This is a genomic window from Pseudomonas sp. NLJ1 (assembly GCF_049486705.1).
Taxonomy (GTDB): Bacteria; Pseudomonadota; Gammaproteobacteria; order Pseudomonadales; family Pseudomonadaceae; genus Aquipseudomonas; species Aquipseudomonas inefficax.
In genome coordinates, this window is record NZ_CP137735.1 from 3,723,568 (window position 1) to 3,737,002 (window position 13,435).

Sequence of the window (13,435 nt, forward strand, 5' to 3'; positions counted from 1 at the left end):
ATGTTCGGTAAACTAAGCCTGGAGGCGATACCCTATCACGAGCCGATAGTCATGGTGACGCTTGCCATGATCGCGCTCGGTGGTATCGCTGTCGTCGGTGCTATCACCTACTTCCGCAAGTGGTCCTACTTGTGGAGCGAGTGGTTGACGACTGTCGACCACAAGAAAATCGGGGTGATGTACATCATCGTCGCGATGGTCATGCTGCTGCGCGGTTTTGCCGACGCCATCATGATGCGTACCCAGCTGGCTGCCGCTACCGGTGGCTCCGAAGGCTACCTGCCGCCTGAACACTATGACCAGATCTTCACCGCTCACGGTGTGATCATGATCATCTTCATGGCGATGCCGTTCTTCACCGGCCTGATGAACCTGGCGGTTCCTCTGCAGATCGGTGCACGTGACGTTGCCTTCCCGTTCCTGAACTCCCTGAGCTTCTACCTGCTGCTGGCAGGCGTGCTGCTGGTCAACATCTCGCTGGGCGTTGGTGAATTCGCCAAGACCGGCTGGGTTGCCTATCCGCCGCTCGCGGGCATTCAGTACAGCCCTGGGGTGGGTGTCGACTACTACATCTGGGCGCTACAGCTATCCGGATTGGGTACGACGCTTACCGGCGTGAACTTCCTCGTCACCGTGATGAAGATGCGCGCACCTGGCATGAAGCTGATGGACATGCCGATCTTCACCTGGACCTGCACCTGGGCCAACGTGCTGATCGTGGCTTCCTTCCCGATCCTGACCGCTGCACTCGCTCTGCTGACTGTTGACCGTTATCTGGACTTCCACATTTTCACCAACGAGCTTGGTGGGAACCCGATGATGTACGTCAACCTGTTCTGGGCGTGGGGTCACCCTGAGGTGTACATCCTGATCCTGCCGGCCTTCGGTGTGTTCTCGGAAGTTACCTCCACCTTCTCCGGCAAGCGTCTGTTCGGCCACCACTCGATGATTTACGCATCGGGCGCCATCGCCGTGCTGGGCTTCGCCGTGTGGCTGCACCACTTCTTCACCATGGGTGCCGGCGCCAGCGTCAACACCTTCTTCGGCCTGGCGACGATGCTGATCTCCATTCCGACCGGTGTGAAACTGTTCAACTGGCTGTTCACCATCTACCAGGGCCGTCTGCGCTTCACCGCGCCGATCATGTGGACCCTGGGCTTCATGATCACCTTCTCCATCGGTGGTATGACTGGCGTTCTGCTGGCTGTTCCAGGTGCTGACTTCGTGCTGCACAACAGCCTGTTCGTAATTGCTCACTTCCACAACGTGATCATCGGTGGTGCGGTATTCGGCTACATCGCCGGCTTCGCCTACTGGTTCCCGAAAGCCTTCGGTTTCACCCTGAACGAGAAGTGGGGCAAAGCTGCCTTCTGGTTCTGGATCTCGGGCTTCTACGTAGCGTTCATGCCGCTGTACGCCCTGGGCTTCATGGGCATGACCCGTCGTCTGAACCACTCCGACAACCCACTGTGGGAACCCTACCTGTACGTAGCCGTTGTCGGCGCCGTGCTGATCCTGTTCGGTATCGCCTGCCAGCTGATCCAGCTGTACGTATCGGTTCGCGACCGCAACCAGAACCTGGACGTGACCGGCGACCCATGGGGCGGCCGTACCCTGGAATGGTCGACTTCGTCGCCACCTCCGTTCTACAACTTCGCCCACATGCCTGAGAAGGTTGGCCTGGATGCCTGGCACGAAGCCAAGGAAGCCGGTGTCGCCTACAAGCCTGCGGCCAAGTACGAAGCGATCCACATGCCGAGCAACACCTCTACCGGTTTGTTCATGGGCCTGTTCCTGACCGTCTTCGGCTTCGCCTTCATCTGGCACATCTGGTGGCTGGTTGGCGCGAGCCTGGTTGCAACCATCGCTGTCTTCGTTCGCCACGCTGCGCGTGACGATCAGGGCTACATGGTTCCGGCCGAAGAAGTGGCGCGCATCGAAGGCGAGCGCATGAAAGCGCTGGCCAAAGCAGGTGCTCTGCCTGCCGGCGCACGTGTCGAATCGTTTGAGCGGGTGTAATCAATGTCCAGTCAAGTAATGCACGGTGCTGCTCATGGTCACGACCATGGGCATGACGACCACCACCACGACTCGGGCCAGATGACCGTACTCGGTTTCTGGCTGTACCTGATGACCGACTGCATCCTGTTTGCGTCGCTCTTCGCCACCTACGCGGTGCTGTCCGGCAGTTTTGCCGGCGGCCCGTCGGGTCATGACATTTTCCAGCTCGATTTCGTAGCTGTTGAAACGCTGTTCCTGCTGCTGTCCTCGATCACCTTCGGCTTCGCCATGCTGAAGATGTTCGATGGCAAGAAAGCTGGCGTACTGGGCTGGTTGGCTGTGACCTTCCTGTTCGGTGCAGGCTTCATCGCGATGGAAATCTACGAGTTCCATCACCTGATCGCCGAGGGCTTCGGCCCGCAGCGCAGTGGCTTCCTGTCGGGCTTCTTTGCCCTGGTAGGTACCCACGGTCTGCACGTGACCGCCGGCCTGATCTGGATGGCAATCATGATGTACCAGATCAACAAGCACGGCATCACGCCGACCGCCAAGACCCGCATGAGCTGCCTGAGCCTGTTCTGGCACTTCCTGGACGTGGTCTGGATCTGCGTATTCACCGTCGTCTACCTGCTGGGAGTTCTGTAATGGCTAACGCACACGACACTCATCACGAAGGTAACCACGGCAGCGTCAAGTCGTACATGATCGGCTTCATCCTGTCGATCATCCTGACCGCGATCCCGTTCGGCCTGGCCATGTCGCCAAGCCTGCCGAAGAACCTGACCGTTCTGATCATTGTTGCCATGGCCGTGATCCAGGTAGTAGTGCACCTCGTGTACTTCCTGCACATGGACCGCTCGAAAGAGCAACGCAACAACGTTTCGACGTTCCTGTTCACCACTCTGGTGATCGCTCTGCTTGTCGGCCTGTCGCTGTGGATCATGTTCAGCATCCACTTCGAAATGTTGGCCAAGTGAGGTAAGACTGCATGTCCGTTAAGCACTTTATCCAAATCACCAAACCGGGGATCATTTTCGGTAACGTGCTTTCCGTGGCAGGCGGTTTCTTCCTTGCCTCGAAGGGCCATGTGGATTTCGCCCTGTTCCTGGCGGTGGTGATCGGTACTTCGCTGGTGGTCGCGTCCGGATGCGTGTTCAACAACTGCATCGATCGTGACATCGACCACAAGATGGAGCGCACCAAGAACCGCGTCATGGTTCAGGGCGGCATGTCGCTGCCCCTCGCGCTGATCTACGCCACCCTGCTCGGGGTGGCGGGTTTCAGCCTGCTGTATGTTCAGGCCAACCCGCTGTCGGCGTTCTGTGCGCTGATCGGCTTCATCGTCTACGTCGGTTTCTACAGCCTGTGGCTGAAGCGTAAATCGGTGCACGGCACCTTGGTCGGCAGCCTGTCTGGTGCCATGCCTCCGGTGATCGGCTATTGCGCCGTCAGCAACAGCTTCGACCTGGCTGCGGTTACCCTGCTGGTGATGTTCAGCCTGTGGCAAATGCCGCACAGCTTCGCCATCGCCATCTTCCGCTTCAAGGATTACAGCGCTGCCAACATCCCGGTCCTGCCGGTGGCACGTGGCATCCTCGCGGCGAAGAAGCAGATCGTGCTGTACGTGCTGGCCTTCGTGCTCGCGACCCTGATGCTTACCCTTGGCGGTTACGCCGGCCTCGGCTACCTGGCCGTGGCAGCAGCCATGGGCCTGTACTGGCTGTACATGGCCTGGGGTGGCTACAAGGCCGAGGACGACAGCAAGTGGGCCCGCAAGGTGTTCGGCTTCTCCATTCTCACCGTCACTGCCCTGAGCGTGATGATGGGCGTGGATAGCCAGACTGCTGCGGATGTGCTGATGACTTACGCACGCTGAAACTGCTGCCTGTTTCACGAAAACCCCGGCCATGCGCCGGGGTTTTTTTATGGGCGTTTTCCTGTGCCGGCCTCTTCGCGGGTAAACCCGCTCCCACAGGGACCGCAGCATACTCGAAACGTGTACAAGGTCCTGTGGGAGCGGGTTTACCCGCGAAGAGGCCAGCACTAAAAACATAAAATTCAGGTTTTCAAAAAATACATCTGAAAAGTTATATAGAAACGGGAAATTATCCTTTACAGAGTTCCAGTTTCGGCACTATCTTCTGATTTAGGCCGCCACATCGGCCAACGTCGCTCGGACGGTTCCGGGCGCTTACGTACTCAGAGGAAGCCATGGCCAACCCAGGTTCGCCGCGCCGCTTTGCGCGCATCGATCGTCTCCCCCCTTACGTCTTCAACATCACTGCCGAGCTCAAGATGGCCGCCCGCCGCCGTGGCGAGGACATCATCGACCTGAGCATGGGCAACCCCGATGGCGCCACCCCGCCGCACATCGTCGAGAAGCTGGTGCAGGTCGCCCAGCGTGAAGACACCCACGGCTACTCCACCTCCCGCGGCATCCCGCGCCTGCGTCGGGCCATTTCCAACTGGTACAAGGAACGCTACGAGGTCGACATCGACCCGGAAAGCGAAGCCATCGTCACCATCGGCTCGAAGGAAGGCCTGGCGCACCTGATGCTGGCTACCCTCGACCAGGGCGACACGGTGCTGGTGCCCAACCCCAGCTACCCGATCCATATCTACGGGGCGGTAATTGCCGGTGCCCAGGTGCGTTCGGTACCGCTGGTGCCGGGAGTGGACTTCTTCAACGAACTCGAGCGAGCCATCCGCGAATCGATCCCCAAGCCGAAGATGATGATCCTCGGTTTCCCATCCAACCCCACCGCCCAGTGCGTGGAGCTGGACTTCTTCGAGCGCGTGGTGGCCCTGGCCAAGCAGTATGGCGTGCTGGTGGTGCATGACCTGGCCTATGCCGACATCGTCTACGACGGCTGGAAAGCCCCGTCGATCATGCAGGTGCCGGGGGCCAAGGACATCGCGGTGGAGTTCTTCACCCTGTCCAAGAGCTACAACATGGCCGGCTGGCGGATCGGTTTCATGGTCGGCAACCCCGAGCTGGTCAGCGCCCTGGCGCGGATCAAGAGCTACCACGACTACGGCACTTTCACCCCGCTGCAGGTGGCCGCTATTGCCGCACTGGAAGGTGACCAGCAGTGTGTGCGCGACATTGCCGAGCAATACCGCCAGCGCCGCAACCTGCTGGTGAAAGGGCTGCACGAGCTGGGCTGGATGGTCGAGAACCCCAAGGCTTCGATGTACGTATGGGCGAAGATCCCGCCAGAGTATGCGCACCTGGGCTCGCTGGAGTTCTCCAAGAAGCTGCTGGCCGAGGCCAAGGTGTGCGTGTCGCCGGGTATCGGCTTTGGTGACTATGGTGACGACCATGTGCGCTTTGCCCTGATCGAGAACCAGGACCGTATTCGCCAGGCGATTCGCGGGATCCGGCAGATGTTCCGGGCTGATGGGCTTATCCGCAAGTAAGCCATGGGGGCTGCAAAGCAGCCCCAACTGATTCAAAGGCGAGTTTTCCACCTGCATCCCACCGATTGATTTACCTATTTTTCTGCACTCATTTCTCACCACAGAGACACACAAATGAGTGTTTTCACCGCCTATTTCTGCGGCACCGGTTCCCACCGCTTCGACGACGCCAACCCCAACTTCTGGAACGGTGAACTGGTCTCGACCCTGGCCAGCAACGACCAGGGCCGCGAATTCGCCCACTGGATCGCCGTGGACGGCCCCGGCAGCGGCAACCTCCAGGATGACAACCTGTTCGTCGAGCCCGGCGGCTATTTCAACTGGACCGGCCAGCTGTTTGGCCGCGGTTGGGAAGAGAACGTCAACCATGTGCTGCAGGTGATCAAGGGGGAAAGCAGCTGGCAGCGCACCAAGCTGAGCGAGGAAGAATACCAGCGCCTGAAGGACGCTGGCGTACCCATTCCGGATGTGTCTTCTACTGCCTCCTGGTTCTGGCGTACCTACGACTACGGTGATCGCCATCCAACTCCGCAGGAATTGCAGGAGCGCATCATCAGCATGTTCCGCAAGCCACGCTTGCCGACCCAGGTGAACCTGGTGGGCTGGAGCAGGGGAGGGATCAGTTGCCACATGCTGGCTAACGCCATGGCGCAGGACCCTGTGTTGCGCGGGATACCGGTGAACATCTTTGCCATCGACCCAGTGCCGGGAGTTGGCAATGTACAGGTCGAGCGCGTAACGCTGACTGATAACGTCAAAGAGTATGTAGGCTTCTATTCGCGGGATGAGCGCTCCAAGGGTTTTGCTTGCGTGATTCCTACAGTCGCAAGCGATACGCGGATATGTGTCTACCCGATGCCAGGCCGGCATGCCACGTTGGTGGGTAACGCCTCGGCGGATGGTGCGGGCGACGGCAAGGTGCTGGTGGAGCCGGGGTTGATCGTTCGCCATTTTGCCGAGGTCTGCCTGACCCGCTGGGGTGTGCAGCTGGACAGGCGCCTGGCCTTGGGCGACAGCCAGTTGATGAAGTATCACCAGCTCATGGCGGCCGCTGACAAGCAGTATGAGGCCATGCGCAGTGCGTCCTACACCGTACTCACCGAGGGCGAAAAGCACGACCGGCTGGTGCACTGCGGTGAAGCCCGCACTTATTTCAGCAAGGTGCAGGGAGGGGAGTACGACCCGAGCGCAGGTTTGGCTTTGCAGCGTTGGGATGCCGCGACTTACAAGGCCATCTGCTAGCCGTAACGGGCGGCCGGATCAGCGGCAGATTTTTTTGCATTGCCCCTCTATCCAGCCGCCCCCGCTTGGATTGAAAATGGTGCCGCGGGTCAGCCCCGATAACAACAACCTTCCCTTCGTGCCATCATGTCCGAATATAACCCTTGCCTTGACTGCGGCGCCTGCTGCGGGTACTTCCGTGTGTCCTTTTTCTGGGGCGAATGCCAGTCTGCCGGGGGCCTTGTGCCGGACGACCTGGTGGTACAGATCAACCCCACCCGCGTTGCCATGATCGGCACCGATGCCAAACCCTGCCGATGCGTCAGCCTTGAGGGCGAGATCGGCAAAGAGGTGGCTTGTAGCATTTATGCCAACCGCTCCAGCCCGTGCCGCGAGTTCGAGGCGTCGTGGGAGGGTGGGGTGCATAACCCCAGCTGCGACGATGCGCGGGCCGCGTATGGGCTGCCACCGCTGACCCCGCCAGAGGCCAATGAGCCGCATTGGCCGGATGATGGGGCTGAGGTGGCCTGATCGTACTTCGTTAGCCTGTACCGCCCCTTTCGCGGGTGAACCCGCTCCCACAGGAATTGCGCCGCTTTCAAGGCTGGTGCAGTACCTATGGAGACCATGGGTACCGCCGCCATTTCAAGGCCAGCGCAGTACCTGTGGGAGCGGGTTCACCCGCGAAAGGGCCGTCAGCTGTAAGAAGATTCTGAACTTGATACCAAATGCTTCAGGTTCTCTAGAATTGGGAATTATCCTACGACCTCAGTCGGATGCCGTCTGATAGGCAGGGAAGAATCACAGCGGTAATTTCGCCGTTCGCCCATATGGCGAGCGAGTGTGAGAACTCGTTGTTGGTTGTCTTCCTGCCAGTTCATGGCAGCTGTGCGCGTGCAGGCTTCGGCCTGACCGTGGTGACTCCAACACGGGCTTCTCACCACGCGCACGGCTGCCGCCCAAATCTGTGAGAAGGATTCAGGTGGTTGCTCCTTTGAACCCATTGGAGTTGATCATGAACAAACCCGTACCTGACCCACCCGTTTCAGACCTTACCTATCAAGCCGCCAAGTCCCAGGCCACTCAGGTCATGGACAACCTCTCCGGTACCATCCTCCAATACCTCGACGCCGAAGCCCCAGCCCTGCGTTCCAGCCTGCTGGAAGCGATGTCTGCCCAGACCGACCTGCTACAAGCCCTGCTAGCCCAGATGAAAGCGCAGGAGACGAAGGCATGAGCGAGCACCTGAAATCCCGCACCACCGCCGGCGTGGAAAAGTTCCTCGAGCTGTACCGGGTAGAGCCGGGCGTTCCGCTGGATCTGGCATTCGATGAACTGTCGGTGCTGATCGGCTGCATCAAGCACCTGAACGAAGAGGCCGAGATGGAGGGTGACAAGATCGCTGGCAGCGCAGCGAGAATTCTCAGTGCCATGGCCAAGGCGCTGATCAATGATATGGAAGTGGGCCTGAATCGCGGCGCCTGAAACTTTAACCGGGGCTGCGCAGCAGCCCCGGGATGCTCGAACCATACGCATGCCGTTAAACTGTCATCTCCCCAGCAATGGACAGGAGATCCGGCGTGACCCCACCCCGCAGTTTCCCCAGTGACCTCTGCCTCGACAGCCCGCGTCTGCAATTGCGCCCCATGCGCCATGCCGATGCCGCGCAATGGCTGGCGATCATGGCCGATCCCGAGGTGATGCGCTATTGGCACCATGCACCTTGGCAAGACCTGGCCGAAGCCGAAAGCGCCCTGGCCGCCGACCGCGAAGCCTATGCCAATGGCGACCAGCTCAAGCTCGGCATGTACCGCCGCGACAACGGCGAGCTGATCGGCATGGTCCAGCTGTTCAACATCGACGATGTGTCCCGCCGTGGCGAGATCGGTTACTGCCTGGCCAGTGCAGTGCAAGGCAGGGGGTACATGGACGAAGCCTTGACCTGTTTCATCGATTACCTCGCCCATACCCTGCACATGCGCCGCCTGGAGGGCGAGATCGACCCGCGCAACCTCGGCTCGGCGCGCACCCTGGAGCGCCAAGGGTTCGTCCTCGAAGGCACTTTGCGCGCGCGCTGGTGCGTAGCCGGTGAGCTGTCTGACTCAGGCATCTACGGCCTGTTGCTGGAGCCGCCGGTTGCCTGATCGGCCTGTCACCCCATAGAAGGTTTGGAAGCGGGGCGAGCCCTGGGTTATGGTCGCAGCCTGTCCCGTTTCCCCCAGGAATCCCCTTTGCCTGTCTTCTACCTGAGCATCAGCCTGGCGCTGTACCTGTCCGCCCTGTTTTTCGATGGCGCGCTGATGAGTGGCGACCGCCACATGCCGGCCCTGCAGATGCTGCTGTACGGGCCATGGGGCATGCCCTTCGGCCTGTACCAATGGTTCGCCAACCCGCTGCTGGCCCTGGCGATCCTGGCCCATCGACGCTTCCGGCGGCTGGCGTTGCTGGCTGGGTTGGTGGCGGTGTATCTGGCGGCCAGCAGTTTCGGAATTGACCGCTTGCCGGACAACCAGAGCTACGCGTTTCATGAGCTGACCGGCCTGGGTGCCGGTTTCTACCTGTGGCTGGCGGCGATGGTGGTGTTCTGCATGGGGCAGGCCTGGCATTGCTGGAAGGCACGCAGCGCCGATGACATGCCGGGCTGGACCTGGCTTGATGTGGTGCTGATTGCGGCGCTGGGTGTGGCGTTTTATGCGGCTACGCAGATGCCAGCGTTGCGCTTCGAGCCGGGCAACGTACTGATGCCGCCGGAGCAGCCGCAGACGCTTTGATATTCACCAGGGGAGCATGAACATGAGCAAGCGTTACCTGAGCGGCCTGGGACTGGCCTTTGTACTACCCTTGGCCATGGCGGAGGACTACACGCCGGGTTACCAGCAATGCATGGACCAGGCTTCGAGTACCGTGGCCATGGGCGAATGTATCAAGGCTGAGACGCAAATGCAGGACCAGCGGCTGAACCGGGTTTACAAGCAACTGATGGGCAAGCTGGACGCCGCGCAGCAGAAGAGCCTGCGCGATGTGCAGCGCAAGTGGATTGCCTACCGCGATGGCAACTGCCAGTTCCATGTGCAGGCCAGCGGCGGGACCATGGCACAGCTGGAAGGCGGGACATGTCTGATGAACATGACCCGAGACCGGGCGGCGGAGCTGGAGCGGGTGCTCAGCCCGGGGCAGTGAGGGCGACCGTTCCGGCCTATTCGCGGGTGAACCCGCTCCCACAGGGACCGCACCTGACGCGAATCCCATGCGGTCGGCTGGAGCAGCTGCCTTGCTCAAGTGTTGAAAGCTGATGCGATCACTGTGGGAGCGGGCTTGCCCGCGAACACGGGCGAAGCCCGTGCCATCCACTGCGTTGTCTGCTTCGCGGGCTCGCCCGCTCCCACAGGGACCGCACATGACGCGAATCCCATGCGGTCGGCTGGAGCAGCTGCCTTGCTCAAGTGTTGAAAGCTGATGCGATCACTGTGGGAGCGGGCTTGCCCGCGAACACGGGCGAAGCCCGTGCCATCCACTGCGTTGTCTGCTTCGCGGGCTCGCCCGCTCCCACAGGTATTGCGCAGGTCTTGAGAGCAGCGCTGTCGGGGTGGAAGCTGGCTTGTCGTGGCGACGAACCGCGGCGATGGGGCGCGAAGCGGCCCTGGTGCTACTTGCGCGGTTCGCGCAGGGCCCGGGCCTTGAGGTACTCGCGCACTTCCACCGCATCCCCGGCAAACTCGATGCGTTCTGCCTTCGCGGCCCGCTGGTACGCATACATCGGGTCGTAGTACTCGTTCAACAACCCTTCGATCCAGCCCCGATGCAGGTCCACCGCACCACTGCGCTGCTGCTCTTCCAGCGCCTCGCGCAGGATCTCCGACAAGCGCTGATAACGCTCGCCCCCCAGGCGCTTGTAGATATTGGCCATGCTCTGCAACATGCGCTCGGCAAACAACCGACGGCCATCCTCCTCGCCATGCACGCTGACAAACTCGGCACTCAGGTTGACCACGTAGTCGCGCAGGATGCGCTCCACCCGGTTGGCGAAGCTGTCTTCCAGCCACACCAGCGGGTAATGCTGCATGCCCTGATACAGCTCCAGCGGCACCGTGCAACTGCCCACGATGCGGCCTTCATCCTCCAGCACGAACTGCTCGATGCCACGGGCGCGCTTCTTCAATACGTCAATGGCCAGCTGGTTCTCGAAATCGATCTGCGCCGGCTGCGCGGTGGCGCGCTTGCCGAAGCTGGAACCGCGATGATTGGCATGGCCTTCCAGGTCCAGCACGTTATCCAGCTGGTGCAGCACGTCGGTCTTGCCGGTGCCGGTCAGGCCGCCCACCAACACGAAATCGCATTGCTCCACAGCCTGCTCGGTGGTCTCCAGCAGGAAGGTACGCATGGCCTTGTAGCCACCTTTGACGCGCGGGTACTGGATGCCCGCTTCGTCGCGCAACCAGCCTTGCACGATCTGCGAGCGCAGGCCGCCACGGAAGCAGTACAGGTAGCCTTCCGGGTGCGTCTTGGCGAACGCTGCCCAGGCCTCCAGGCGTGCCTGCTTGGTGGCGCCGCTGACCAATTGGTGGCCAAGGGCGATGGCGGCGGCCTGGCCCTTCTGCTTGTAGCAGGTACCGACCCTCTGCCGCTCCTGATCATTCATCAGCGGCAGGTTGACGGCACCGGGAAAGGCGCCCTTGGCAAATTCGACAGGTGCACGCATGTCCATCATCGGCACATCGTCGAGGAACAACTGGCGGAAGTCGGTGCAGTCGGGGCGCATCAGATCACCTCGACCGCATGGCTCTGTCGCTCGACCAGCTTGCCGATCGGCGCCAGTTGCAGGCCCAGTTCGGCGGCCACCGCCAGGAACTCGGCTTCACCTTCCGGACTAACCGCCACCAGCAGGCCGCCGCTGGTCTGTGGGTCGCACAGCAGGTGCTTCTGGTCGTCGCTCAGGGCGCCGATCTTGTGGCCGTAGCTGTCGAAATTGCGCAGGGTGCCGCCAGGGATGCAGCCCTCGGCCAGGTAGTGGTCGACGCTTGGCAGGCGCGGTACGGCAGCATAGTCCAGGTGCGCGGTAAGGCCACTGCCTTCGGCAAGTTCTACCAGGTGGCCGAGCAGGCCGAAACCGGTGACGTCGGTCATGGCCTTGACCCCGTCGAGCTTGCCGAAGCGGCTGCCGGGGGTGTTTAGGGTGCACATCCAGTCGCGGGCCAGGCCCTGGTCCTGGGGGCGCAGCTTGGCCTTTTTCTCGGCGGTGGTGAGGATGCCGATGCCCAGTGGCTTTGTCAGGTACAGGCGGCAGCCTGCGCTGGCGGTGTCGTTGCGCTTGAGGTGGCGCTTGCTGACCACACCGGTGACGGCCAGGCCGAAGATCGGCTCGGGGGCGTCGATCGAGTGGCCGCCGGCCAGCGGGATGCCGGCTTCGGCGCACACCGCTCGGCCACCGCGGATCACTTCGCGGGCCACTTCCGGCGGCAGCACGTTGACCGGCCAGCCGAGGATGGCAATGGCCATCAGCGGGTCGCCGCCCATGGCGTAGATGTCGCTGATGGCGTTGGTGGCGGCGATGCGGCCGAAGTCGTACGGGTCATCGACGATCGGCATGAAGAAGTCGGTGGTCGAGACCACGCCGCGCTCGTCGTCCAGCGCGTACACTGCAGCGTCGTCACGCGAGGCGTTACCCACCCACAGTTTCGGGTCCAGGGCCTGGGTGCCGCTTTCAGCGAGGATCACATCCAGCACCTTGGGGGATATCTTGCAGCCACAGCCGGCACCATGGCTGTACTGGGTCAGGCGAATCGGCTCGCTCATATGTACCTCAGCAGGTCAAATTGTCGCGCGATTGTAGCAAAGCTGGCCTTTGCGCCTGCGCCTCTTATAATTCCCGTCGTCGGCGCATAGACCGACCTTCCCCGCTATTGAACCGGAGAACACCCATGCTCAAACGCCCTCTGGCGCTCGCCGCCGGCCTCGTGCTGTCTTGCTGTGCCGTTGTCACCCAGGCCGCCGACATCCTGCGAGTCAGCGCCATTCCTGACGAAGCGCCGACCGAGCTGCAGCGCAAGTTCAAACCGTTGGGCGAGTACCTGGCCAAGCAGCTGGGCATGGAGGTGAAGTTCGTGCCGGTGGCCGATTACCCGGCAGTAGTCGAATCGCTGGCCTCCAACCGCCTGGACATGGCCTGGCTGGGGGGCTTCACCTTCGTGCAGGTGCACTTGAAGGACCCTGCCGCCACGCCGCTGGTGCAGCGTGAACAGGATGCGCAGTTCACTTCCAAGTTCATTACCGCCAACCCCGACGTGAAGAGCCTGGCCGACCTCAAGGGCAAGTCGTTTGCCTTTGGTTCCATTTCGTCGACCTCGGGCAGCCTGATGCCGCGTTACTTCATGCTCAAGCAGGACAACATCAAGCCTGAAGACTACTTCGGCCGTGTTGCCTACTCCGGCGCCCACGATGCCACCGTGGCCTGGGTGCAGGCCGGCAAGGTCGATGGCGGCGTGCTCAACGCCAGCGTGTGGCAGAAGCTGGTGGATGCCGGCAAGGTCGATACCGCCAAGGTGAAAGTGTTCGCCACCACACCGACCTACTTCGACTACAACTGGACCGTGCGCGGCAACATGGACCCGGCGCTGAAAGAGAAGATCAAGAAAGCCTTCCTCGGCCTCGACCCGGCCAACCCGGAGCACAAGGCGATCCTCGACCTGCAGGCAGCCAGCCGTTTCATCGAGACCAAACCTGAGAACTACGTGGGCACCGAGCAGGCTGCGCGCGAGGCCGGCCTGCTCAAGTGACATCGACAGCGGCTTCCAAC

15 protein-coding genes are annotated in these 13,435 nt (G+C 61.4%); 13 read left to right on the plus strand and 2 right to left on the minus strand.

Features of this window, described 5'->3' with window-relative positions; translation table 11 throughout:
* The 12 genes from cyoB (at window position 1) to R9B85_RS16900 (ending at window position 9,822) form a co-directional block, all read left to right on the plus strand.
* Complete coding sequence (cyoB, locus tag R9B85_RS16845; RefSeq protein ID WP_112252044.1) at window positions 1–2,019, plus strand: cytochrome o ubiquinol oxidase subunit I; 2,019 nt, start codon at window positions 1–3, stop codon at window positions 2,017–2,019.
* Between the two features lie 3 nt (window positions 2,020–2,022).
* On the plus strand, window positions 2,023–2,646 hold the full coding sequence (gene cyoC, locus R9B85_RS16850; RefSeq protein ID WP_025337745.1) for a cytochrome o ubiquinol oxidase subunit III: 624 nt from the start codon (window positions 2,023–2,025) through the stop codon (window positions 2,644–2,646).
* Window positions 2,646–2,978, plus strand: coding sequence for a cytochrome o ubiquinol oxidase subunit IV (gene cyoD, locus R9B85_RS16855; RefSeq protein WP_003259128.1), 333 nt, complete (start codon window positions 2,646–2,648; stop codon window positions 2,976–2,978). Before cyoC ends, cyoD begins: the two co-directional genes overlap by 1 nt.
* Before the next feature lie 11 nt (window positions 2,979–2,989).
* A complete protein-coding gene (cyoE, locus tag R9B85_RS16860; RefSeq protein WP_025337747.1) occupies window positions 2,990–3,877 on the plus strand; it encodes a heme o synthase in 888 nt (295 codons plus the stop codon).
* Between the two features lie 335 nt (window positions 3,878–4,212).
* Window positions 4,213–5,421, plus strand: coding sequence for an alanine transaminase (alaC, locus tag R9B85_RS16865; protein WP_112252045.1), 1,209 nt, complete (start codon window positions 4,213–4,215; stop codon window positions 5,419–5,421).
* Between the two features lie 114 nt (window positions 5,422–5,535).
* A complete protein-coding gene (locus R9B85_RS16870; RefSeq protein ID WP_112252046.1) occupies window positions 5,536–6,663 on the plus strand; it encodes a hypothetical protein in 1,128 nt (375 codons plus the stop codon).
* A gap of 126 nt (window positions 6,664–6,789) precedes the next feature.
* Window positions 6,790–7,173: a YkgJ family cysteine cluster protein gene (locus R9B85_RS16875; RefSeq protein ID WP_112252047.1), complete on the plus strand. Its 384-nt coding sequence runs from the start codon at window positions 6,790–6,792 to the stop codon at window positions 7,171–7,173.
* Between the two features lie 484 nt (window positions 7,174–7,657).
* Entirely contained in the window at window positions 7,658–7,879 is a 222-nt protein-coding gene (locus tag R9B85_RS16880; RefSeq protein WP_181457336.1) for a hypothetical protein, read from the plus strand.
* On the plus strand, window positions 7,876–8,127 hold the full coding sequence (locus R9B85_RS16885; protein WP_112252049.1) for a DUF3077 domain-containing protein: 252 nt from the start codon (window positions 7,876–7,878) through the stop codon (window positions 8,125–8,127). The genes R9B85_RS16880 and R9B85_RS16885 overlap by 4 nt, the downstream gene beginning before the upstream one ends.
* 95 nt (window positions 8,128–8,222) lie before the next feature.
* Window positions 8,223–8,786 (plus strand): GNAT family N-acetyltransferase, encoded by a 564-nt coding sequence (locus R9B85_RS16890; protein ID WP_112252050.1) that lies wholly within the window; start codon window positions 8,223–8,225, stop codon window positions 8,784–8,786.
* Window positions 8,787–8,873: 87 nt separating this feature from the next.
* The gene (locus R9B85_RS16895; RefSeq protein WP_207877734.1) at window positions 8,874–9,413 is read left to right on the plus strand and encodes a hypothetical protein; all 540 of its coding nucleotides are present in this window, start codon (window positions 8,874–8,876) and stop codon (window positions 9,411–9,413) included.
* A gap of 22 nt (window positions 9,414–9,435) precedes the next feature.
* Window positions 9,436–9,822, plus strand: coding sequence for a lysozyme inhibitor LprI family protein (locus tag R9B85_RS16900; RefSeq protein ID WP_112252061.1), 387 nt, complete (start codon window positions 9,436–9,438; stop codon window positions 9,820–9,822).
* A 466-nt stretch (window positions 9,823–10,288) separates the two neighbouring features.
* Here R9B85_RS16900 and mnmH read toward each other — a convergent pair whose 3' ends face one another.
* Complete coding sequence (gene mnmH, locus R9B85_RS16905; RefSeq protein WP_207877732.1) at window positions 10,289–11,401, minus strand: tRNA 2-selenouridine(34) synthase MnmH; 1,113 nt, start codon at window positions 11,399–11,401, stop codon at window positions 10,289–10,291.
* Entirely contained in the window at window positions 11,401–12,435 is a 1,035-nt protein-coding gene (gene selD, locus R9B85_RS16910) for a selenide, water dikinase SelD (RefSeq protein ID WP_112252053.1), read from the minus strand. Before selD ends, mnmH begins: the two co-directional genes overlap by 1 nt.
* Before the next feature lie 125 nt (window positions 12,436–12,560).
* Here selD and R9B85_RS16915 point away from each other — a divergent pair, with 125 nt between their 5' ends.
* On the plus strand, window positions 12,561–13,415 hold the full coding sequence (locus R9B85_RS16915; RefSeq protein WP_112252054.1) for a putative selenate ABC transporter substrate-binding protein: 855 nt from the start codon (window positions 12,561–12,563) through the stop codon (window positions 13,413–13,415).
* Window positions 13,416–13,435: the final 20 nt, after the last annotated feature.